Source organism: Chitinophaga sp. CCNWYY40, from assembly GCF_037483205.1.
Classification (GTDB): Bacteria; Bacteroidota; Bacteroidia; order Chitinophagales; family Chitinophagaceae; genus Chitinophaga; species Chitinophaga ginsengisegetis.
The window spans coordinates 725,297-746,525 of the sequence record NZ_JBBHLF010000005.1 but is presented as its reverse complement, the minus strand read 5'-3'; the positions used below and the strand labels follow the sequence as shown (position 1 = coordinate 746,525).

Here is a 21,229-nt window from a genome sequence, read left to right as displayed (position 1 = left end):
TTATAATTTGTTTAAAGGAGCTACTTTTACAATGGTCAAGTGATTTTTTATGCCCGATTTTAACCTGAAGGATACCCTTAATTTGTTTTCCAAGTTCACGTTGCGCCGCGGTTTGAATGCCGGCAAAGTACTTGGAAGCTATTTTATGAGCAAGTGGACCGGTAAGCCGGTTCAGTGGGGCTATCCTATTTCTATATCTTTTGAACCCACCACCTCCTGCAATCTCCGTTGCCCTGAATGTCCCAGTGGACTCCGGGCGTTTACCCGCCCTACCGGCATGCTGGAACAGGATTTTTTCAGGAAAACGATCGATGAAATTTCCAAAGAACTGTTATACCTGATCTTTTACTTCCAGGGAGAACCTTATCTCAATACCGGTTTCCTGGACATGGTGAAATATGCGGCAGACAAAGGAATATATACCGCTACCTCTACCAACGCTCACTACCTTACAGACGCCAATGCAAAGAAAACGGTGGAAAGTGGGTTGGACAGGCTCATCATCTCTATCGACGGCACTACCCAGGACGTATATACGCAGTATCGTGTGGGCGGCCATCTCGATAAAGTGATACAAGGTGCAAAAAACATCGTAAAATGGAAAAAAGAGCTGAATTCATCTAAACCCTTTGTTTTCTTTCAGTTCCTCGTAGTAAAACCCAATGAACACCAGATAGAAGATATTAAACGGCTGGCTAAGGAAATAGGCGTAGACCAGGTGCGGTTTAAAACAGCACAGGTATATGATTATGAAGAAGGCAACCGCTTAATCCCTACCATTGATAAATACTCGCGCTACCACCGCAATGAAGACGGGACCTACGCCATAAAAAACAAGCTGAGCAACCATTGCTGGCGCCTGTGGCACTCCCCGGTAGTTACCTGGGACGGGCTCGTAGTGCCCTGCTGCTTCGACAAAGACGCACAGCACCGGCTGGGCGATCTGAAGAAAGAATCCTTTAAGGCACTATGGCATAATAAAGAGTATATCCGTTTCCGTAGTGAAATCCTCGAAACCCGCAAAAACATAGATATCTGCGCCAATTGCAGCGAAGGCACTAAAGTCTGGGGATAATTCCCTCCCGCTGATTTTTTTCTCATTGACATTCAATCCATTAACTACATTTGTCGTTTAATACTACAAAAATAGTTTTTAAACTACAAAAATAGTTATATATTCGTGTTATGAAAAAGCTATCCCGTAAAGAAGAAGAATTAATGCAGGTAATGTGGGATCTCGAAAAAGCATTTGTAAAGGATGCGATAGAGCAGCTCCCCGACCCAAAACCTCATTACAACACCATCGCCACGCTCATGAAGCGACTGGAAGAAAAAGGATATCTCGCCCATCATGAATATGGTGGCTCCTTCGAGTATTATCCCACCATTGCAAAGGAAAGTTATAAAGATACTTTTATGAAAAAAGTACTCAATACTTTCTTTGATAACTCCTATCTCAACATGCTGGCCTATTTCGCCAAGGAAGAAAAAATAAGTGCGGAAGAAATGCAGACGCTGGTAAAGATGATTGAAAAAGATAAAAAATAACGTATGCCTACCCTGTTTATATATATTCTGCAAGCATCCTGCGCGATGACGCTTTTTTATCTCCTGTATATCAGCTGTTTTAAAAAAGAAACATTTTACAGGTATAACAGGATAGTTCTGCTGAGTGCTTTCATCTTCTCCGCAGCATTACCACTGCTTCCGCTTCCGGCACTACGCTGGACGCAAAAGCCAACAGAAAGTGCCTCCCCGGTAAACGTTTACTTCAGCGATAACGCGCACGCATCTACGCAAACAACCACCTCGGCAATAGTAAGCCACTGGTGGGATCCATTGACACAACATGCCGCCACCATACTGGTTACCGTATACACAGCGGTAGTCGTCCTGTTACTGTTGCTGCATCTGCTACAGCTCTTAAAAATCAGGCGGCTGGTGCGGGCAGGCAACGTGTATACGCGCAACAACATACGCTATGTGCAACTCCCCGGAATAACGGCGCCCTTCTCTTTCCTGAGAACCATCTTCTTCGACCCTAACGCCCACGCACACACGGAACTGCAACATGTTCTCAAACATGAAGAAGCGCATGTACAGCAATACCACTCTGCCGATATGCTGCTGTCTGCCTTTTACTGCTGCATTTGCTGGATCAATCCTTTTGCATGGCGTTGCAAAAGGGCCCTGCAGCTGAACCTGGAATTCCTGGCAGATGAAGCCGTTATCCAAACTACAGATGCGCCGGATGCCTACCAGTACAGTTTACTGAAGATTGGCCTGGCGGGAAGCCGGGTAACAATCGTGAATCATTTTAGTAAGTCATTCATTAAAAACAGAATACTCATGATGAACAAAACCCAATCACCCCGGTTACGTACCTGGCGGTACCTGCTGTTGCTGCCGGTATTGGCGCTGGCAGCCGGCCTTTTGGCGGCTACCGCCCCTTCGTCCGCGAAAAATGATGCAGGTAGTAAATACCTGGCCACAGAAAAAGATCAACTTTATGGAGTTGTTACGCGCCTAACTACCGATGAAGATTTTGCAGTGATGAAGAAAGTGCTGCTGAAAAAAGGAATAACGCTGCACATCCCAACCCTCAAACGTAATGAGAACGGGGAAATCACAGATATTGAGTTCAAACTGACAGCAGAAAGGTGGTCAATGAAGGAAACATCGGGAAATCCGTTTGGCACTTATTTCTTCTATTGTTTTCCAAAGGAAGGCGGTATAGGAGCTTTTCCTGTGAAAAGTTGCCCGCAACAGCTGCTGGACCTGGCATTGGCTGAAAGCAATGGTGCAGTTAAGGGAATTACTACCGACTCTACCTTTTTGAATCGTTTTCCCGGCGGGGAAAGTGCATACCGCAAAACGTTTGCAAAAAACGTCCGCTATCCAAGGGCAAGCCAGCAAAGCAAAGCAGCTGGTGTAGTTATGCTACAATATAAAATTCAACCCAACGGAACTATCAATGATATAGAGGTGCTGCAAACACCGGATAAAGCATTGGGTGATGAGGTAAAACGCGTTACAGGATTGCTTCCCACTTTTGCCGCGGATCCTTCCGGTAAAACTGTTACCGTTTCCCTGCGCATATCATTTATGCTGGATAACGGCGCAGGAGGATATATCAAAGGACCCGATGCAGACAATGCAGATGTAATAGTGATGGGATTTTTACCAAAACCTATTTCCTTTATTCAGCCACTGGCTCTTTCTTTTTTCGACGACCCTTCGTCACCTTGTTAAACAGGTTGATGCCTAACTGAACTCCTATAAACTCAAGTGCTGTCATTAATGCCCCGGTAGCAAAATTCTTAAATTTACCACTTCCCCAGGCAATCTTAGCCACGTTCATGGCTACGTTCAGGGCACCGCTATGTTTTGCGCTACCGGGGATAACAGCATTCAGGGCCATCTTTTTATAGTTGTCCCTGAAATAATCTACCCTGTTACCCATCTCATTTTCCAGCCGCCTGGACTTCATTTTTAACCGTTCAATTTCCAGCTCCAGTGATTCGAAGCTGTTTATTTTCTTACTCATGTGTAAACATTTATCATTGTTTATCCTTTCATGGTGTTTTCAGTGGCTTCTTCATCCGGAACATACCCGGGATCCACAGGTTGCTCAGGATATTCCTTCGTCCGCTGATTATGAATATGATTGGAATGCTCATCCTGCTCAGTGATTTCATCTACCAGCTCAGTAATCAGCAATTTAGCCAGCGGCCGCTGTATCAGCTGTTTACGGAACAACAAAATAACAAGAAATAACAAAATAAATAATCCCGCGGCACAGCTGAAACCAATCGTAAAACTATTGGTCATTTCACCGATCCAGAAGCCTACTACCATGCCCAGGAACACAATCACAAAAAAGAACAGCAGGAAAGCCATCAAAAGCGAGAAAAACAATCCCAACGCTTTTGACAGCTTTCCTGCTGCCTGGAGCTTAATCAGGTCCAGTCTGGTTTCCAGGTATTCCCTGGCTACTTTACCCGTTTGGGTAAAATAGTTGCTGAAATTATCTTCCATGCAAATCAATTTATTCAAATGGGGTTATGCCAACTCATTTTCTAACTCATCCTGGAATTGATCTTTTTTCTTTCTCCATTTTTCTTTCAGCTTTTCAGACTGATCTCTTAATTTTTCTACCAGTTCATCTTTTTTATCTGAATTGAGGAAATACCCTACCGCAACGCCTACGGCTGCACCTACAATAAATGAAACCACGGCTTTGGAACTTGTACTCATAACTAAAGGTTTTTAAGATGTTATAAATTAGGTTTTCTTTTTTGGTAACAGAGGTGCAACAAACATTATTCCATAAATAACAATTGAATAAAAAGCTGTGTTAAACCTCCGCCAAATAAGAACAAGCTCTCTGCAATTTTGTTTAGGCTTTATAAAAGTATCACAGGGCTGTCGGTCTGCTTTTTGACATTCCAGATAATTACACGATATTATGTACTATGAGCTATCTTGACAACGACCGCCTTAAACAAATTGGCTTTTTACTCCTGATCCTTTTTCTTGCTGTGCTCCTGTTTATGGAGATGTTTACCTTTTTTCCCGGCTTTCTCGGGGCCGTTACCCTGTATGTGATCTGCCGGAAATGGATGTTCAAACTTGTAGAACAACGCAAGTGGAGGAAGAGCCTCGCTGCTGCCTTGCTGATGGTGCTGTCCTTTCTCGTAATCCTGCTGCCAATAGGCATGCTGATAAACATGCTCGGGGCTAAAGCCGCATATGCCGCAAACCACTCTACAGAGCTCATCAACAGCCTGAAACAAACCAATGCCCGGCTGGAAAACAGCCTGGGATTTGGCCTGCTCACTGCAGAAAGGCTGCAAAAAATACAGGAAGGTATCACTGGTTTTCTGCCCGGATTCCTGGGCGCCACCTTTAATACGCTTACCACTATTGCCCTCATGTACTTTATGCTGTATTTTATGCTGGTAAGCGGCCGGAAAATGGAAGAGACCCTGTATGAATATATTCCCCTGAAAGATAAAAATGTGGAAAGACTGGGTAAAGAGTTCAACACTTTGGTAATTGCCAACGCCGTAGGTATCCCCCTCATTGCAGTGGTACAGGGTATTATTTCTTTGATCGGCTATTTAATTTTTGGAATCCCCCAGCCATTCTTCTGGTTTGTAATTACCTGTTTCACAGCAATGCTGCCGGTAATAGGCGCCGCCGCGGTATATGTGCCCCTGGGTGTTTATTTACTGGCTTCCGGCAGTACCTGGCAGGGCATTGCTGTACTGGCGTATGGATTCGGTGTTGTAGGCACCTCCGATAACATCGCGCGGATGCTGCTGGCTAAACGAATTGCAGACGTACATCCTCTCATCACTATATTCGGTGTAATCATTGGCGTTAGTCTCTTTGGCTTCATCGGTCTTATTTTCGGCCCGTTACTTATCTCCATGTTTATCCTTTTGCTGGATATCTATGGGAATGAATTTGTGATAAAAAGAAGGGATATCGCCCAGAAAAAATCCTCCCCTGATACAGATATCCGTGACACGCCCGGAACAAGGTGATCAGCGGTAATAATTATTTTCAGAGATATAATTAATCACATTATCAGGTACCATAAAACGTACAGATTTGCCTTCTTTCAGCCATTTGCGGATATCAGTAGCAGAGATGTCCAGCATAGGCGCATCCAGTATTTCAATCTGGGCGCCAAAGGTGTCTGTTATTTCGTGTCCCGGCCGGCGGTAAACATAGATCGGATAGTTTTTCACAATCTGCTCATAGTTTTTCCAGCGCGGTAAATTCTGAAAGCTGTCGCTTCCCATAATGATGGCAAATTCCTGCGTAGGAAATTTCTCCTGTAAATAAGTGAGCGTGTCCACTGTATAGGAAGGCCGGGGTAACGAAAACTCAATGTTACTGGCGCGCAGCCGCACCTCGTCCTTGATGGCCAGCTCCACCAGGTGAAATCGGTCGTGCTCATTCAGTAAGGCCGACTGTGGTTTCAGCGGGTTATGCGGCGAAACCACCAGCCATACTTTATCAAGATCAGTATTGTACGCTACGTAATTGGCAATGATCAAATGCCCCGTGTGTATAGGATTAAAAGACCCAAAATACAAGCCTATTCTCATGTTTTCATCGTATAAATTGCCAATGGCTACTTCATAATGCGTGTAAAAATAGGTATTTATAGCGGGAACATGGAAATAAGGCTTATTCCAGTGGTTTGAATTGCTCAAACACCTGACCGCAGGCCTTGCAAAAATGAATAGCACGGCACAACGTAGAGCCAAAGGGAGAACGTAAATAAGTTTGTTCGCTGCCACAATGCGGGCAGGGAACTTCCATCATAATTTCTGTGCTTACCTCGCCGGACAATACCTTAGGAGGGGCTATGCCAAAGGCTTTCAGCTTTTCCTTGGCCGCCGGCGTCATCCGGTTGCTATGCCAGTGTTCCTGTTTGTCTACTTCAACGCTAACGGCTATACCAAGTTCACTTTCCAGCACCGTTTTAATATTATGCCGGATATAACTCACTGCCGGGCATGCCGCAAAGGTGGGGATCATTTTAATATGCACCGCCGCTTCACCCAGTTCCACCCCCGTGATCATGCCCAGGTCCACCACGCTCAATACCGGGATTTCCGGGTCCATCACATGTTCCAGTGACGCATATACTGCGGCTATCGTAATTGTTTGGGAAGACATCATTTACCAACTGGCCTCCGCATCCAGGTTAAACACTTCACTCATTTCTTTCAGCAACGGCTGCAGGTGCGGCGTATGAAGTCCATGACGACCACCATACACCGGCACAATAGCACTCATCTCCGGCAGGTTCAGGGAAGCCTTCACCAACACCGGGTAAATACGATCCAGCCAACGATGATACAACTCCTTTTCACCAGGATACACTTTATCGTCAATCAACGCTTCTTCATAGTGCTGTGATGGTTCAAAAATTCCTGCTGCCAGTGCAATGGTCTGGTTCAGCGCCTGCTGCATCCGGTCGTAACTCTCTTCTCCGGCCTTGCTCAGTTGCATGATCCAGGCATTCGCATGCAGCGTATGATATTTCAACTCCCCCTTTACTTTTTTACTCAGCAGCCGGAAAGGCTCATAGCTGCTGTCCTGTAAACTTTCATACCGGATGGCCTCCGCCAGATCGAATAAAAAATGCCGCATCAGGCTGAAATCATATTCGCCATTAGGCATTTCCACCAGGTGTGATGATTTGAATTCTTTCTCCGGCCGCAGAAAGGCAAATGTATCCGGATGTTTTCCTCCGAGATCTTCATGAAGGATGCGATACAACGCCCACGCATGGCCTATTTTGTCCTGTGCCATAGAAGAAAAAGCGATATCTTCTTCCATCACAGGCCCCAACCCGGTCCACTCAGAATTACGATGCCCCTGAATCAGCTCATCGTCTGCCATTTTTATAATCAGATCTGTTAGTGCTGCGTTGTTCATCATTTGGATTGTTTGAATTTATTGATCTTCTCCATCACTTTAAAGCCACTGGCATCCCGGTAAGTTTTCTCCATGTTGTTGGCAAACATATCTTCATCTTCCACATCAAAAGCCAGGATGTCCGCGCTTTTCACTACCCACAGGTTTACGCATTTTTTCCGCCGGGCAAATTGCTCCTTCGCAAATACCAGCGCCAGCTGAGGGTCCGGGGCATGAACGCAACCCACATGCTCATGGTGAGCGCCTCTTTTCTCCTGGTGAAACACCTCGTATATATTCCAGTTCTCGCCCTCCTCCACTTTCACTACTTCCCCGGCCGGGCCAAGTTTCAGCCTGTTTACACGGGGATCTAAAGAATCGTTAGACATGAATATTTGAATAGTTTTAATGATAAAGTTTTGACGCACACAATACCGCCGGTAAACCGGCGCATCCTATGCCACGGGCAATACCCGTTTTTCTGTTGGTTTCATGAGCGCTTTACGTACCCAGCGCCCTTTTTCTTCCGCCCACTTGCGCACCTGCAAACGTTCCATATTACAGGGACCACCGCCGTTGATCACCCTGAAAAACTCGTCCCAGTCGGGATCTGTATATTCCCAACGGCCGGTTTCCGCATTCTTGCGCAGCGCCGGATCCGGCAGGGTAAGCCCCAGTTCCCAGATCTTGGGCACATAGGACTCCAGGAATTGATTCCGCATATCATCATTACTCGCCATTTTCACTTTCCACTGCATCAGTTTTTCGCTGTGACTGGAACTTTTATCCGGGGGGCCAAAGAAATGCATGATCGGCTGCCACCAACGGTTAAGGGCATCCTGCAGCATTTCCTTCTGCGCCGGCGTGCCCGTTGCCAGTTCAATAAAAGCATCATGGCCTTGTTTGAGATGGAAACTTTCTTCGTAACAAATACGTTCCAGCGCCCTGCAGTAAGGACCGTAGGATCCTTTGGCATTGGCAACCTGGTTTACAATTGCTGCGGCATCAATCAGGAATCCGATAACAGCCACATCTGCCCAGGTTTCAGCGGGGTAATTAAATACGTTGGAGTATTTGGATTTGCCGCTGAGCAGGTCGTTGATCATGGCCTCCCTCGATTTGCCAAGTGTTTCGGCCGCATTATAGAGTAATTGCCCGTGGCCTATTTCATCCTGTACTTTGGCGATCAGGGCCAGCTTGCGCTTAAAACCAGGCGCCCTCGTAATCCAGGTGCCTTCCGGTAATGCGCCGATAATTTCTGAGTGAGCATGTTGTTCAATAAGGCGTATTAACTGCCGCCGGTATTCTACCGGCATCCAGTCGCCAGGTTCTATCTTTTCCCCTTTGGCAATACGTTCCTCAAAAGCAGCGAGCTTTTCCGGCTCATCATGCTGTTGTTCTTCCCGCAACTGATTTCTGTTGGGTTCATCGAAAATATATCCACCGCCGTACATAGTGCGATTGTTTTGGTCGGTAGTAAATTACGGAAAAAACATCGTTTCAGCAGGAATAGATTGTTAAAACACCGGTACTCAAATGTTATAGAATCGCCAAATTTTCCCGGCATGAAACAGATAGCCGGGCATTCCCTTAATTTTATTAACTTCTAACCGATAATGCTGTCTGCTGCTACCATACTGAGCTTTCTGTTATTGTCCCACGGGCATAAAAAACCGTGCCCGGAGACCCGGCATTTTACCGTCATTCAGCTGAATTTTGAAGAAAAACAAGCCCCGGCGCCACCCGGATCCGATACTATTTACTATGACTTCGAAAGAAAACTGCAATGGGAGGATTTTCTGGCAAAACCATCGCCCAATGGTCCCAGCGCTGCAGTTTCCTACACCAGCTTCGCCTATGAAGGCAATAGTAACCTGGTAAACGATACCCTCCGGATCACATTACGGCTGCAGGTGTTCTTTATAAAAAGTGCATCCTGGGTAAGACCGGAAGCAAGAAACAGCTATGCCCTGGCACATGAACAGCTTCATTTCGATATTACCCGCCTGGTAGTGGAACGGTTTAAACAGAAGCTCCGGCAAACCGCGTTAAACCGCGATGACTACGATAGTATCATACAATATCAGTACCTTCAGTCTTTCCGGGAAATGAACCGCCTCCAATACCGTTTCGACCAGGAAACCCACCACGGACTAAACGCCGTGGAACAGATCCGCTGGCGGGATAGAGTAAATGTAGGGCTGAAAAATAACGGCGTGCTTCCGGAAGAACTGGGTATTGAAGGCATTAACTTTACACCCATACAATAACAACCCGTTTTAACGTTTATTCATAGCGGTTATGCAGCATAAAAAAGGATCTATGCAACCAAATAATTTCTACCATTCACTGCTCACTGGCTTAGCGCTCATTTTTTTGATGTCTGCCTGTAATAAAAAAGATAGTAACACTCCACGAAACCGGGGAGATAACGGCGTAACCGGCTCCGTCAACGACAGCGTCTTTTTTATCGCAAAAGATATTTACCTCTGGAACGACGTGCTACCCGACTCTGCAACGTTCAAGCCCAATCAATATGCAAACCCGATCGTGCTGTTTAATGCACTGAGAACTTATAAAAAAGATGCTTCCGGCAATGACCTCGACAGGTACAGCTTTGTAGATAATGGCGGCACGTCCAGGGCCCTGCAGCAAGGAATTGCGGGCGATATGGGCTTTGAAGTCGGTTATCAAACAGATTCAACCTTATTTGTGGTATACGCATATCCCGGCTCTCCGGCCGACAAAGCCGGCATCAAAAGAGGTTGGGAATTAATTGCCGTAAATGGGGTTACCCGCTTCAGAAATGATGATGCTACAAATGATATGCTGAATGCTGCCTTCGGCAGCGCCAGCACCTCCTGGAATTTCCGCAAACCAGACAACACTACCCAACAGTATAATTTAAGCCGTGTAGATTATAAGTTAAACCCTATTCTTTATTCTCATTTATATGACTTCAACGGCAATAAAATCGGCTACTTCGTCTTTAATAACTTTGTAGCATTATCTGATGTTAAAGCGCAGATCGACTCAACATTCGATGCTTATACAAAGGCCGGCGTAAAGCAGGTAATCATCGATCTGCGGTATAATGGCGGTGGGCTCATTGAAACGGCAGAATATCTTGCCAACATACTGGTACCTGCGGCCAAAACCAATACCACCATGTATTCCCAGTATTTCAATAATAACGTGAATACCAATAATTACGGCCCCTATTTCAAATACATGAAGGCCGTACCTTATTACCCCAGCGTAAACTGGTCGGATATCTTCTACAGCGAAGCCACCACTTATAAAACAGCGAAGTTCCAGAAAAGCGGCGCCCTTGCTTTAAACAAGGTCACTTTCCTCGGAACACGTAACACCGTATCTGCCAGCGAACTGCTGTACAATGTGCTGAAACCGGTGATGACTACCAAACTGGTAGGAAGTAACACTTATGGCAAACCGGTTGGTTTTATCAACATCTCTTTTGGTAAATACGATATGTATGCGGTAAACTTCCAGACAAAAAATTCGGCTAACGAAGGCGATTATTTCAGCGGCCTTCCGGCGGATATAAAAGTAACTGATAACTTTTCTCTCGACTGGGGCTCCCTTAGTGATCCGTTGTTACGCGCTGCACTTACTGATATGGGTGTTGATGCCGGTTCACTGGGCCGCACTGCAAAATTAAACGGAAACAGGCTGGCTGTAACACCCGCCAACAGGCTGGAATCCACTAAATTCAAAGGGATGATACAAACCGTCCGGCAATAATATTTACGGCCGGTAGTTCGGGAAAAAGCTACCGGCCTTCTTCTCTACATTGTTTTCGCACCGCTGTATTTGTTCTCCGGCATATCGCTGTCCAGCTTCTTCACAACTTCCAGCACTGCCTGTACCGCCCTGTAATAGAAAGAATGATTAATGCGGGAATATTCATCGGAAAGACGATGGTAATCGGGGTGATCTTCCACGCCAAAGTACAGGAACGGGATCTTCTGTTTAAAAAATTCATACTGATCGCTCTGCTTCGTCCAGTCGTCGGCACCGCTTTCCGGTTTATCATGGCCGGCGATCAGCTTCACGCTGCTGCGGGCAGCCACATCATCTGTATACTTCTTCAGATCAGGAAACTGGAAAGTGCCACATACATACAGTTCGTTTTTGTTGTTATGGGCAATCATATCCATGTTAATATTCTGCCGGATCTGTGTAAGCGGTACCGGCGGCTGTGCTACAAAGGCTTTAGCACCCTGCAGACCTTCTTCTTCTCCATCAAAAGCGGCAAAAATGAGGGTATAACGGGGCGGGTGCTTTTTAAAATAGGTGGCCATAGCCAGTAATCCACCAATGCCGGAAGCATTGTCATCTGCACCGTTATATACAGTGTCTGCACCATTGCCTTTAGAGGTAATACCAAGATGATCATAATGGGCAGAAATAACAATCACTGTGCTCAGCTTACCGGGGATATAGCCGTACAGGTTAGTACCCATAATTTTTTTATCTCCTTCCTGGAAATAGAAGGAATATTCGTAGGTATCGTGATAAGCGGATAAGCCTATTTTTTTGAAGCGGTCGAGGAGATAGAACTGGGCCATACGGCTGCCGCGGGAACCGGTTTTCCGGCCTTCCATTTTATCCGCTGATAACGTTTTAACATCCTTCATCAATTGCGTTGAATCAACAGAAGTTTGCGCCATCACAGGCAGCGCAAAAAGCAGGCAAAAGCTGTAACAAAGCCATTTCATAAACATTGCATTTATGGTTAACTATACCTGCAATGTACAAGATATTATTTGAAGATATTAAAGATGATCAAACTGCATACATAGGCCAGCGCGGTCATATAAACAAGCTGTATCAGCGGGTATTTCCATGATTTTGTTTCACGTTTTACAATGGCCATCGTACTCATACACTGCATGGCGAATGCATAAAAAATCATTAAGGACAACCCGGAAGCCAGCGTGTATACCGGTGCCCCATCAGGCCAGGTAGCCGACGACAGTTTTTCCCGGAGGGTGGCGTTATTATTATCAGGATCTTCTCCCACACTATAAAGGGTAGCCATAGTACCCACAAATACTTCACGGGCGGCAAAAGAGGTGATCAGTGCAATACCTATTTTCCAGTCAAAGCCCAGCGGACGAATGGCCGGCTCAATTGCGTGACCAAGCACTCCCGCATAGGAGTTGGATAATTTGGCAGATTGAAATTCTTTATTGAGCACTGCAGCTTCGGGCGATTCTGCCGGCACTTTCGCCAGGAGTTGTTCATATTTTGCATGTACCGGCTCCATTCTGCTGGCAGGGCCATAAGAGGCCAGGAACCAAAGGATCACAGATATTACCACAATCACTTTACCTGCATCTTTCACAAATATTTTCGCTTTCTCCACCATCGTGGTTCCCACGTTGGCCCAACGCGGGGAGCGGTAAACCGGCAATTCCATGATGAAGTAGCTCTTTTCCTTAATGCGCACAAACAGTTTCATGATGGCCGCAATAAAGATAGCCATGAAGAAGCCCAACAGGTAAAGCCCCATCATGATCAGTCCCTGCAAACCGAGTATGCCAAAGATCCGTTTGTCGGGAATGATCAGCGCAATCATCATAGTATAAATAGGCAACCTTGCAGAACAACTCATTAAAGGCGTTACCATGATTGTGATAAGCCGTTCTTTTTTATTCTCGATGGTACGGGTAGCCATGATAGCAGGTACGGCGCAGGCTACTCCGCTGATCAAGGGCATCACAGATTTTCCGTTTAATCCAACCTGCCGCATCAGGCGGTCGGTCAGAAAACTGATACGGGCCATATAGCCGGTATCTTCCAGTATCGTGATCAACCCAAACAGGATCATGATCTGGGGGATAAACACGGCAAAGCCGCTGATACCGGCAACGATTCCGTTGATGAAGAAGTCGGTGACTTTATTATCGGGCAGGGTACTGCTCAGCCATCCGCTCAGCGCCCCAAAGCCGCCTTCGATCCAGTCCATCGGGTAAGAGGCCAGCCAGAAAATGCTTTGGAACAGGAGGAACATCACCACCAGTAAAATCACGTATCCCCAGAAGCGGTGCAGCAGGAGGTCGTCTATTTTTTCAGACCGCAATTGCTTCTGCAGTGGATCATTTTCCACTACGGTGGCTTTCATGATATGTTTGATCCGGCTGTATCGCTGCATGATCTCTTCGGCCTGGATCTTTGTTTTATTAAACTGGTGTTTTTCCAGCGAGCTGTGGATGACCTTTTTCTGTGCTTTGTCTACAAAAGGAAGGTCGTCTACGTTAACGGCTATATGTAAAGCGCCATAGTCACTTTTCACCGGTACTGTTTTACGTACCTCATCAATCACGTCTTTGGCCAGTGCATTGTTGTTAATAAAATCCCTCGGCGGCGTGCTGTAATGGGAGCGCATCGCCAGGTCTATTACTTTCTTGATTTCCGTAACGCCTTTGTTCTTTCTTGGATTGATGGATACTACGGGCACGCCCAGTTCTCTTTCTAATCCATCCAGGTCTATCTCCACTCCTTTCCTACGGGCAATGTCCATCATGGTGAGGGCAATGATGACCGGGATTTTGAGATCTATGATCTGGGAACAGAATAATAAGTTGCGTTTCAGGTTCGAGGCATCCGCCACAATGATCACGAGACGGGGGGAGTCTTCATTTTGCTGGTTGATCAGCACGTCATAGGTAACATATTCATCGGCGCTTTTCGGGTACAGGCTGTAAGTTCCCGGCAGGTCGATAATATTGGCGGTTACGCCGGATACTATCTGAGCTATCCCGGTTTTTTTATCTACCGTTACACCCGGAAAATTACCCACCTTCTGGTTTAAACCGGTGAGCGCATTAAAAAGGGAACTTTTACCACTATTCGGATTACCTACCAGCGCGATGTTTATGGGTGCCTGCATTCCTTATCTTATCCTATTTATTAATATTAATTGCTGAAGATGCAAAGTTAAACATTAATCGGCCGGTGGAATGATCCGATCGGGAAAATCTCAGAAAGGTAATCTGCTGGAAAAGATAAAGCGAAAACAAGGGCTTGTTTTCGCTTTATCTTTTTAAAAATTAATTATTTATATAGATTAACTGTGAAACATGTTAATGAGGGAGTAAGCCAGGAAAGATACATCCCCTTCGATGGGCTGGTTCTTTTTTACCGCTTTCACTGCGTTTTCAGCGGCAGGTCCCTTGTAACGGTAGCCTTCATTGGAAGAGTCGGTATTCGCCTTTTCCGGAGCTGGTTTCTTTTCGTTGATGTCGTCGGTACCATCGGGGGTCATTTTCAGGTTCAATGGTCCGGGCTGGTCATTGTCGAAATCGTTATCCCAGTCGCCATCGTCACTCCGGTCGTACCGGCTGAAGTCATAGTTACGGTATACTTCCCGGTCTATTTCAATATTCTTTCCTACCGGTACTTTAATGGTTACAGTAACACGCTGACCGCGGTATTTGGAGTGCGGCGGCAGGGAAAACCCTTCCGGCAGGTACAGTACAGAGTCCTGTTGGTTCAGGTGGAACGCTATATCATGAGCCAGCATTTTTGCCTGTTGAACAGTACGGCCCCTGGAAAAGCGGGATACATCTACAGAAAAACTGTCGGTCAGGCTTTTTTCAACCCGTATCCGGATGTAGTTAATCAACACGGTATCATCTGCGATCAGTAAGTGATCGTCAAAGAAGCTGATGTCATCGCCATTGATTTCAGACAGGATACCTGGTGTTCTTTTCAGTATCAGCTTACCTTTCGATGGCTGTTGAATAGCCACGGTTTCAGTTTCAGTTGCCGGTCTTCTGAAATCTTTTACAAAAGATGTAGCAATGATGGCGGCGAAAGTCAGTCCGAGTAGCCACAGGAAGGTTAAGGTATAACCTGCATAGCGGTTGCCTTCTTTTACGCCGGTGAGTTTACGGATGATGAATATAACCAGCGCAACAATCGGGATGCCTATGAGCAATCCAACTGCAGGCCACAACAATGCGCTTTGCACCGGGGCGCCGAGTAACAGATCCTTGATGGGAAAAAGGGCCGCGGAAGTGGCTGCAATGGCTATTCCTGCCACTATCAGGCAGATCAGCATCACTACAGCGAAGAAGTAAAAGAACCCTTTGGTAACAGCTACCAACACTTTACCTAATCCACTTGCCAGGCTCACAAAAAAGCGTTCGATATCGCTACCTACCTGCTTGCCGCGGCCCTGAGAAAAATTTCGGATATCATCCCCTACATTTTTCACCTGGCCTTTCATATGATTTAATTCCTCCTGGATGGTAGATTTGATGGTGTTCAGATCCACCTTCTCTCCTCTCATTTCCAGCTTCTCCGCTGCCGTGTCGGCAGACGGAGTAGCTATCCAGAGGATGAAGTATACAAGGATACCGGTACCGAAGCCACCAATCGCCAACAGGGCGAATATGATACGGAAGATCACCGGATCGATGTTGAAATAAGCGCCTAAACCGCTACATACGCCACTCAGCACTTTATTTTCCGGATCGCGGTACAGGCGTTTGCGTGGGCGGGGAATATATCCTGCAAAGGGATCGTCTTCTTTTTGCTGTTGGGTGCTTTCGCCGGCAGCATCGTCGAACTGCTCAGGCGTACCCATAGAGGCTTTCACCGCAATCACATCTTCATCAGTAATACAATGAGCGCCCTTTTTCAATTTATCCTGGAATATTTCAGCAATGCGGCTTTCAATATCAGACACGATTTCATCCCCGCCTTCCTCTTTCGAGAAATACTTCTTCAGGCTCCCGAGATACTGGTTCAGTATCTCATACGCGCTATCCTCGATGGGGATAAGGCGGCCCGAAAGGTTTATGTTGATTATCTTTTTCATTACCAGTTGATTTTAGGTTTTAGGTTAGTCTTCCTTTACAGGGGTGTACTGTTTTGTGTTAATTGATGCACGGCATTAGCCAGTTCGTTCCAGGTGCTTTCCAGTTCTTTATAAAAGGTTTCGCCTTTATCTGTCATGGAAAAATATTTCCGTGGGGGACCTGAGCTGCTTTCAACCCAACGGTAAGTGAGCAATTCCGCATTTTTCAACCTTGTTAATAAAGGATAAAGAGTGCCCTCCAGGATATCCAGCTTTGCTTCCTTCATCTTTTCGATGATGTCTGAAGGGTAAGCTTCTCCTTGCTTAATGACGGACAATATGCAAAACTCCAGCACTCCCTTCCTCATCTGCGATTGTGTGTTATCAATGTTCATGGCAAGTGAGCTTTAATGTTTTTTTTCTAATGGTGGTTTCTGATCAGTTATTAAAGTATTTGATAGCTATTCTTTCAACTTTACGATACAAAAATAGGAAACTTTTACTACTATGCAATACACAATACCATAGAAAGCAAAATAACTTGTTTAGAACGTTACCCGGTAAAGCCTATAAAATCCAATACAGATGCGCTTCTTCCGGAAAAAAAAAGTTATAACGGATGTGACAGGATAATGATGACCGGTTTTGAGCCATGATAAACGGAAAACTACAGCCGGCACGGCCTTTTTATGTTAAAGTCCTTTAACATTTTTTTAATTGGGAATATTTACCATTTATGGTTATCCTCTATTACATTTGCATTAAGCGTATTATACACATGAAGAAATTAATCGGCATATTCCTCCTGGCACTGATGGTGTCACAACTACTTCCAATCAAGGAAGTAGGGAAGCTGCTGTTTAATAATCAGATTGTGGAAGAACACCCGGTTGATTGTGGTGGCGATCATATAAAGATTGCGAAAGAGCTGAAATTCTGTAAACAGTTTGATGAAATTCAGTTTAACCCATTGCTCATTCTTGGTATTTTACAATATCATTTGATGGAAGATATTCCCAGCAACCCTGCTCAGGAAATACATGCCCCTCCTCCCAATATGCACATCGCATAATTTCGTTTTGCAGTTGTAATTACAACAGCTGTGTTTTCTATTTATTTATTACTGATTTTTTCAAACACTGCCCGGGCTACGTGTATCCATTAAGGCGATATCCGTATTTAAGCCGTTAACGGGAGTACTATTCTATCATTGTAGCTTCCACGGTTGCAGCATTGGCTGCTATCCGGAAGTGCGATCCCTCAACGGAAAAGCAAATTTTATGAACAAGCAGACATCATTATTCTCTAATATAAAAGGCGATTTTTCAGCCGGCCTTGTTGTTTTCCTCATTGCGGTGCCGTTGTGCCTGGGTATAGCCCTGGCCTCCGGGGCTCCTTTGTTTGCCGGTATGATTTCCGGTATCATCGGTGGCCTGGTGATTGGCTTTTTAAGCGGCTCGCAATTGAGTGTAAGCGGCCCTGCAGCGGGTCTTACCGCTGTTGTACTGGTGGCTATTACCAAACTGGGTGCGTTCGATGTATTCCTCCTGAGCGTGGTAATAGGCGGCGCCATTCAGCTGATCCTGGGATTAATTAAAGCAGGAACAGTAGCCAACTACTTCCCTTCCAACGTAATCACAGGAATGCTTACCGCCATTGGTATCATCATTATCCTGAAACAATTACCACACGCATTTGGCTATGATGCCAATTCGGAAGGTGATTTCAACTTTATTCAGGTAGATGGCGAAAATACTTTCAGTGCACTGCTTTCCACGATTAATCACATTAGTCTTGGCGCAACTCTGATCACCATTATCTCCATTTTCATTATTCTGTACTGGAGCAAGATCCCGAAGCTCAATGTAGTGCCAGCGCCACTGGTAGCAGTAATTACCGGCATATTGCTGAATACAGCATTTTCCGGCAGTGAGTTGCTGGCACTGGGATCTAATCACCTGGTATCTTTACCTGTAGCTGGTAGTTTTGGTGATTTCGTAAACCAGTTCACGCTCCCGAATTTCAGCGCCATCACGAACAAGGATGTATGGATCACCGGTATTACTATTGCTATAGTAGCTTCCGTGGAAACCCTGCTGAATGTGGAAGCCACCGATAAACTGGATCCACTGAAACGCTACACCTCTCCTAACCGGGAATTGAAAGCACAGGGTATTGGTAACATGGTCAGTGGCTTAATTGGCGGTTTGCCAATCACGTCTGTAATCGTACGTTCCAGCGCTAACATCAATGCGGGTGGTAAAACCAAACTGGCATCTATGACGCACGGTGCATTGTTACTGATTTGTACTGCACTGATCCCGGTTTTGTTAAATAAAATTCCGCTGGCTACCCTGGCGGCAGTATTGCTGGTAACTGGTTACAAACTGTGCAAAATTTCCATTTTTAAGGAAATGTTCAAAAACGGTAAGTACCAATGGGTGCCTTTCGTTGTAACCGTAGTAGCCATTGTGTTTACCGACCTGCTGATTGGTATCGCGCTGGGTATGGTAGTAAGCGTGCTCGCCATTTTACGTGGTAACATGAAGAGTTCTTACTATTTCCGCAAAGAAAAATACCATACCGGCGACAGCATCCGCCTGGAACTGGCGCAGGAAGTTTCCTTCCTGAACAAAGCCAGCATCCTGCTTACGCTGGATCATATGCCGGAAAATATCACACTGGTGATTGATGCGCACAAAACTGCCTACATCGATTTTGATGTATTACAGACTATCCGCGAATTCAAAGACATCAAAGCGCCACAAAAAAATATCAAAGTAATCCTGACGGGGTTTAAAACCGTGTACAACATTCAAAATACGCCAGACCTTTCTGTTGAAGAACAGTCAAGACTGAACTCTCCGCAGGTACACACTATTTCTTCCGGTAACCATAAAGAGTTGCTGAAAGAACTACAGTTAAATTAAAGGCATCTATGCCTTTAATAAAAAAACGGAACGGAATACCATGCTTGAAATCCGTTCATTTTTCAATCTCAAAAAATGACAATAATGAAGACACTGAATAAAATATCTCAAGCCAATATATCTCCTAAAAAAGCGCTGGAACTGCTACAGGCCGGTAACACCCGGTTTGTGGACAACCTCCGCCTGAACCGTAACCTGCTGCAAATGGTGAACGATACATCCGACGGACAGTGGCCGATGGCTGCCATCGTTAGCTGCATGGACTCCCGCACCTCTGCAGAGCTGATTTTTGATCAGGGATTGGGCGACATTTTCAGTATCCGTTTAGCCGGCGCCGTTATTTCTGATAACGTACTGGGCAGCCTCGAATATGCCTGCAAAATAGCAGGTTCCAAATTCATCGTGGTATTGGGTCACACCAAATGCGGCGCTATCAAGGGCGCCTGCGACTCGGTTGAAATGGGTAACCTTACCGGGCTGTTAAATAAAATAGCCCCGGCTGTATTTGCAGAGAAAACTGTTAAACAGGATCGTAACTCTCATAACGGCGAATTTGTGGAAGCCGTAAATGCTATCCATGTGCAACGCTCTGTTCAGGCCATTATGGAACAAAGCAATATTCTTCGTGAAATGATCCAGAAAGGAGAAGTGGGTATTATTGGTGCTATTTACGACGTAGAAACAGGGATCGTGAGCTTTATGGAGCATACCCTGATCCTGGAAAATAACAGACCGGAAGGAGCAACAGCTGTAGCTGTTTAATCCGTCCTGCTTTTTATAGAAGAGAATAAATTTGCTTTTTCATAAAAAAGAGGGAGGCTCTGACGACACGTTTGATCAATTATTTAAAGGCATTGATCAAACTGTTATCAGCAGCCTCCTTTTTTTATATCTGTTGCAATCGCGCCGCAGCCTGTTCTAATGTAGCCTGCTTTTTGGCAAAGCAAAAACGGATCACATGATCATCTTTTCCATCCTGGTAAAAAGCTGATACCGGGATAACCGCCACACCAAACTCTTTGGTCATACGGATTGCAAAATCCTTGTCTCCTTCATCCGATATCCGGTCGTATTTCATCAGTTGGAAATAACTTCCCTGGCTGGCCAACGGGGTAAACCGGGTGTCTTTCATTAACTCAAGGAAATAATCTCTTTTCTGCTGGTAAAATGCGGGCAGCTCCAGGTAATGGGACGGTGTTTCCAGGAATTTGGCCAGTCCATACTGCATAGGCGTATTTACCGAAAAGCAAAGGTATTGATGCACCTTCCGGTACTCCTTCATCAGGTGTTCGGGCGCTACACAATAACCCATTTTCCAACCGGTATTATGAAATACTTTTCCAAAAGAAAAGGTAACAAAGCTGTTCCTGAAAATAGCAGGATACCGCAATACGCTGTGGTGCTGCGCGCCATCGAAAATCAGGTGCTCATATACTTCGTCCGACAGTACAATCAGGTTAAATTCGTCCACCAGTTTTTCCAGTTCCTGCATATCATTTTCCTGTAAGATGCTTCCCGTGGGATTATGCGGGGTATTCAGCATAATCATCCTGGTGCGGGATGTGATTTTACTTCTTACTTCGTCCCAGTTAATCCGGTAGCCAGGAAACGATAGGGAAATCAATACGGGTATTCCCCCGTTTACCAATACATTTGGAATATAGCTGTCGTATGCCGGTTCAAAAATAATCACTTCATCACCGGGATGTATACACGTAGCAATAGCGGTAAAAATAGCGTAAGTACCTCCGGGCGTAATGGTAATCTCTGTATCAGGATGTACCTGCTGGTGGTAAAGACTACTGATTTTTGCGGCAATGGCATTGCGTAGCTGCGGGAGTCCCGGCATGGGAGCATATTGGTTATGCCCCTGCTGCATGGCTTCATTTACCATTGCTTTCAGTTCGTCGCTGCAGTCGTAATCAGGAAATCCCTGGGAGAGGTTAATTGCCTGGTGGGAGGCAGCCAGGGCAGACATGACGGTAAATATAGTAGTGCCTACATTGGGCAGTTTTGAGATCAT

22 protein-coding genes are annotated in these 21,229 nt (G+C 45.5%); 9 read left to right on the top strand and 13 right to left on the bottom strand.

Features of this window, described 5'->3' with window-relative positions; genetic code table 11:
- The first annotated feature begins 49 nt into the window (after nucleotides 1–49).
- The 3 genes from V7S65_RS22105 to V7S65_RS22095 all read left to right on the top strand — a co-directional run bounded on the left by V7S65_RS22105 (nucleotide 50) and on the right by V7S65_RS22095 (nucleotide 3,252).
- Nucleotides 50–1,075, top strand: a complete 1,026-nt coding sequence (locus tag V7S65_RS22105; RefSeq protein WP_079471447.1) for an SPASM domain-containing protein — start codon at nucleotides 50–52, stop codon at nucleotides 1,073–1,075.
- Between the two features lie 110 nt (nucleotides 1,076–1,185).
- The gene (locus V7S65_RS22100; protein WP_336387623.1) at nucleotides 1,186–1,548 is read left to right on the top strand and encodes a BlaI/MecI/CopY family transcriptional regulator; all 363 of its coding nucleotides are present in this window, start codon (nucleotides 1,186–1,188) and stop codon (nucleotides 1,546–1,548) included.
- Between the two features lie 3 nt (nucleotides 1,549–1,551).
- The gene (locus V7S65_RS22095; RefSeq protein ID WP_336387624.1) at nucleotides 1,552–3,252 is read left to right on the top strand and encodes a TonB family protein; all 1,701 of its coding nucleotides are present in this window, start codon (nucleotides 1,552–1,554) and stop codon (nucleotides 3,250–3,252) included.
- Here the strand turns inward: V7S65_RS22095 and V7S65_RS22090 are convergent.
- Genes V7S65_RS22090 through V7S65_RS22080 form a run of 3 tightly spaced genes read right to left on the bottom strand, consistent with a single transcriptional unit; the run spans nucleotide 3,200 to nucleotide 4,257 of the window.
- A complete protein-coding gene (locus V7S65_RS22090) occupies nucleotides 3,200–3,547 on the bottom strand; it encodes a hypothetical protein (protein ID WP_079471450.1) in 348 nt (115 codons plus the stop codon). The two genes, V7S65_RS22095 and V7S65_RS22090, sit on opposite strands and share 53 nt — an antisense overlap.
- Nucleotides 3,548–3,567: 20 nt before the next feature.
- Nucleotides 3,568–4,038, bottom strand: a complete 471-nt coding sequence (locus V7S65_RS22085) for a hypothetical protein (protein ID WP_336387625.1) — start codon at nucleotides 4,036–4,038, stop codon at nucleotides 3,568–3,570.
- A 24-nt stretch (nucleotides 4,039–4,062) separates the two neighbouring features.
- Nucleotides 4,063–4,257, bottom strand: coding sequence for a YtxH domain-containing protein (locus V7S65_RS22080; RefSeq protein WP_079471452.1), 195 nt, complete (start codon nucleotides 4,255–4,257; stop codon nucleotides 4,063–4,065).
- 218 nt (nucleotides 4,258–4,475) lie between these two features.
- Here V7S65_RS22080 and V7S65_RS22075 point away from each other — a divergent pair, with 218 nt between their 5' ends.
- The gene (locus V7S65_RS22075; protein ID WP_079471453.1) at nucleotides 4,476–5,552 is read left to right on the top strand and encodes an AI-2E family transporter; all 1,077 of its coding nucleotides are present in this window, start codon (nucleotides 4,476–4,478) and stop codon (nucleotides 5,550–5,552) included.
- Here the strand turns inward: V7S65_RS22075 and nadD are convergent, their stop codons facing one another.
- The 5 genes from nadD to paaA form a co-directional block, all read right to left on the bottom strand.
- A complete protein-coding gene (gene nadD / locus V7S65_RS22070) occupies nucleotides 5,553–6,230 on the bottom strand; it encodes a nicotinate (nicotinamide) nucleotide adenylyltransferase (protein ID WP_227024452.1) in 678 nt (225 codons plus the stop codon).
- Entirely contained in the window at nucleotides 6,205–6,699 is a 495-nt protein-coding gene (gene paaD / locus V7S65_RS22065; protein ID WP_159454377.1) for a 1,2-phenylacetyl-CoA epoxidase subunit PaaD, read from the bottom strand. Before paaD ends, nadD begins: the two co-directional genes overlap by 26 nt.
- 3 nt (nucleotides 6,700–6,702) lie before the next feature.
- Complete coding sequence (gene paaC / locus V7S65_RS22060; protein ID WP_336387626.1) at nucleotides 6,703–7,467, bottom strand: 1,2-phenylacetyl-CoA epoxidase subunit PaaC; 765 nt, start codon at nucleotides 7,465–7,467, stop codon at nucleotides 6,703–6,705.
- Complete coding sequence (locus V7S65_RS22055) at nucleotides 7,464–7,832, bottom strand: 1,2-phenylacetyl-CoA epoxidase subunit B (RefSeq protein ID WP_079471456.1); 369 nt, start codon at nucleotides 7,830–7,832, stop codon at nucleotides 7,464–7,466. Before V7S65_RS22055 ends, paaC begins: the two co-directional genes overlap by 4 nt.
- Before the next feature lie 66 nt (nucleotides 7,833–7,898).
- Nucleotides 7,899–8,897, bottom strand: a complete 999-nt coding sequence (paaA, locus tag V7S65_RS22050; protein ID WP_079471457.1) for a 1,2-phenylacetyl-CoA epoxidase subunit PaaA — start codon at nucleotides 8,895–8,897, stop codon at nucleotides 7,899–7,901.
- A 162-nt stretch (nucleotides 8,898–9,059) separates the two neighbouring features.
- Between paaA and V7S65_RS22045 the strand changes: the two genes are divergently transcribed.
- Both V7S65_RS22045 and V7S65_RS22040 read left to right on the top strand, forming a co-directional pair.
- The gene (locus V7S65_RS22045; RefSeq protein ID WP_079471458.1) at nucleotides 9,060–9,713 is read left to right on the top strand and encodes a hypothetical protein; all 654 of its coding nucleotides are present in this window, start codon (nucleotides 9,060–9,062) and stop codon (nucleotides 9,711–9,713) included.
- A gap of 52 nt (nucleotides 9,714–9,765) precedes the next feature.
- Complete coding sequence (locus tag V7S65_RS22040; RefSeq protein ID WP_336387627.1) at nucleotides 9,766–11,208, top strand: S41 family peptidase; 1,443 nt, start codon at nucleotides 9,766–9,768, stop codon at nucleotides 11,206–11,208.
- Between the two features lie 44 nt (nucleotides 11,209–11,252).
- Here V7S65_RS22040 and V7S65_RS22035 read toward each other — a convergent pair whose 3' ends face one another.
- From V7S65_RS22035 to V7S65_RS22020, 4 genes are all read right to left on the bottom strand, one after another.
- Entirely contained in the window at nucleotides 11,253–12,185 is a 933-nt protein-coding gene (locus V7S65_RS22035; protein WP_336387628.1) for a M28 family peptidase, read from the bottom strand.
- 44 nt (nucleotides 12,186–12,229) lie between these two features.
- Nucleotides 12,230–14,362 (bottom strand): ferrous iron transport protein B, encoded by a 2,133-nt coding sequence (gene feoB, locus V7S65_RS22030; RefSeq protein ID WP_079471460.1) that lies wholly within the window; start codon nucleotides 14,360–14,362, stop codon nucleotides 12,230–12,232.
- A gap of 177 nt (nucleotides 14,363–14,539) precedes the next feature.
- The gene (locus V7S65_RS22025; RefSeq protein WP_336387629.1) at nucleotides 14,540–16,297 is read right to left on the bottom strand and encodes a PspC domain-containing protein; all 1,758 of its coding nucleotides are present in this window, start codon (nucleotides 16,295–16,297) and stop codon (nucleotides 14,540–14,542) included.
- 35 nt (nucleotides 16,298–16,332) lie between these two features.
- Nucleotides 16,333–16,671, bottom strand: a complete 339-nt coding sequence (locus V7S65_RS22020; protein WP_079471462.1) for a PadR family transcriptional regulator — start codon at nucleotides 16,669–16,671, stop codon at nucleotides 16,333–16,335.
- Nucleotides 16,672–17,054: 383 nt separating this feature from the next.
- Here V7S65_RS22020 and V7S65_RS22015 point away from each other — a divergent pair, with 383 nt between their 5' ends.
- The 3 genes from V7S65_RS22015 to V7S65_RS22005 all read left to right on the top strand — a co-directional run bounded on the left by V7S65_RS22015 (nucleotide 17,055) and on the right by V7S65_RS22005 (nucleotide 19,968).
- Nucleotides 17,055–17,348 (top strand): hypothetical protein, encoded by a 294-nt coding sequence (locus V7S65_RS22015; RefSeq protein ID WP_133256129.1) that lies wholly within the window; start codon nucleotides 17,055–17,057, stop codon nucleotides 17,346–17,348.
- A 208-nt stretch (nucleotides 17,349–17,556) separates the two neighbouring features.
- Nucleotides 17,557–19,206 carry a SulP family inorganic anion transporter gene (locus V7S65_RS22010; RefSeq protein WP_336387630.1) on the top strand — a complete coding sequence of 550 codons (1,650 nt, stop codon included), beginning with the start codon at nucleotides 17,557–17,559 and terminating at the stop codon, nucleotides 19,204–19,206.
- Nucleotides 19,207–19,290: 84 nt separating this feature from the next.
- Nucleotides 19,291–19,968 carry a carbonic anhydrase family protein gene (locus V7S65_RS22005; protein ID WP_079471465.1) on the top strand — a complete coding sequence of 226 codons (678 nt, stop codon included), beginning with the start codon at nucleotides 19,291–19,293 and terminating at the stop codon, nucleotides 19,966–19,968.
- A 124-nt stretch (nucleotides 19,969–20,092) separates the two neighbouring features.
- Here V7S65_RS22005 and V7S65_RS22000 read toward each other — a convergent pair whose 3' ends face one another.
- Nucleotides 20,093–21,229: a methionine aminotransferase gene (locus V7S65_RS22000; protein WP_336387631.1), complete on the bottom strand. Its 1,137-nt coding sequence runs from the start codon at nucleotides 21,227–21,229 to the stop codon at nucleotides 20,093–20,095.

What these genes read in the sequence shown, in the direction of transcription:
- feoB (WP_079471460.1), bottom strand. Translation starts at nt 14,362, where the DNA reads ATGCAGGCACCCATAAACATCGCGCTGGTAGGTAATCCGAATAGTGGT.
- V7S65_RS22100 (WP_336387623.1), top strand. Translation starts at nt 1,186, where the DNA reads ATGAAAAAGCTATCCCGTAAAGAAGAAGAATTAATGCAGGTAATGTGG.
- V7S65_RS22055 (WP_079471456.1), bottom strand. Translation starts at nt 7,832, where the DNA reads ATGTCTAACGATTCTTTAGATCCCCGTGTAAACAGGCTGAAACTTGGC.
- V7S65_RS22010 (WP_336387630.1), top strand. Translation starts at nt 17,557, where the DNA reads ATGAACAAGCAGACATCATTATTCTCTAATATAAAAGGCGATTTTTCA.
- paaA (WP_079471457.1), bottom strand. Translation starts at nt 8,897, where the DNA reads ATGTACGGCGGTGGATATATTTTCGATGAACCCAACAGAAATCAGTTG.
- V7S65_RS22040 (WP_336387627.1), top strand. Translation starts at nt 9,766, where the DNA reads ATGCAACCAAATAATTTCTACCATTCACTGCTCACTGGCTTAGCGCTC.
- V7S65_RS22005 (WP_079471465.1), top strand. Translation starts at nt 19,291, where the DNA reads ATGAAGACACTGAATAAAATATCTCAAGCCAATATATCTCCTAAAAAA.
- V7S65_RS22075 (WP_079471453.1), top strand. Translation starts at nt 4,476, where the DNA reads ATGAGCTATCTTGACAACGACCGCCTTAAACAAATTGGCTTTTTACTC.
- paaC (WP_336387626.1), bottom strand. Translation starts at nt 7,467, where the DNA reads ATGATGAACAACGCAGCACTAACAGATCTGATTATAAAAATGGCAGAC.
- V7S65_RS22025 (WP_336387629.1), bottom strand. Translation starts at nt 16,297, where the DNA reads ATGAAAAAGATAATCAACATAAACCTTTCGGGCCGCCTTATCCCCATC.
- V7S65_RS22015 (WP_133256129.1), top strand. Translation starts at nt 17,055, where the DNA reads ATGAAGAAATTAATCGGCATATTCCTCCTGGCACTGATGGTGTCACAA.
- V7S65_RS22085 (WP_336387625.1), bottom strand. Translation starts at nt 4,038, where the DNA reads ATGGAAGATAATTTCAGCAACTATTTTACCCAAACGGGTAAAGTAGCC.
- V7S65_RS22045 (WP_079471458.1), top strand. Translation starts at nt 9,060, where the DNA reads ATGCTGTCTGCTGCTACCATACTGAGCTTTCTGTTATTGTCCCACGGG.
- V7S65_RS22080 (WP_079471452.1), bottom strand. Translation starts at nt 4,257, where the DNA reads ATGAGTACAAGTTCCAAAGCCGTGGTTTCATTTATTGTAGGTGCAGCC.
- V7S65_RS22020 (WP_079471462.1), bottom strand. Translation starts at nt 16,671, where the DNA reads ATGAACATTGATAACACACAATCGCAGATGAGGAAGGGAGTGCTGGAG.
- V7S65_RS22095 (WP_336387624.1), top strand. Translation starts at nt 1,552, where the DNA reads ATGCCTACCCTGTTTATATATATTCTGCAAGCATCCTGCGCGATGACG.
- V7S65_RS22000 (WP_336387631.1), bottom strand. Translation starts at nt 21,229, where the DNA reads ATGATCTCAAAACTGCCCAATGTAGGCACTACTATATTTACCGTCATG.
- V7S65_RS22035 (WP_336387628.1), bottom strand. Translation starts at nt 12,185, where the DNA reads ATGAAATGGCTTTGTTACAGCTTTTGCCTGCTTTTTGCGCTGCCTGTG.
- V7S65_RS22090 (WP_079471450.1), bottom strand. Translation starts at nt 3,547, where the DNA reads ATGAGTAAGAAAATAAACAGCTTCGAATCACTGGAGCTGGAAATTGAA.
- V7S65_RS22105 (WP_079471447.1), top strand. Translation starts at nt 50, where the DNA reads ATGCCCGATTTTAACCTGAAGGATACCCTTAATTTGTTTTCCAAGTTC.
- paaD (WP_159454377.1), bottom strand. Translation starts at nt 6,699, where the DNA reads ATGTCTTCCCAAACAATTACGATAGCCGCAGTATATGCGTCACTGGAA.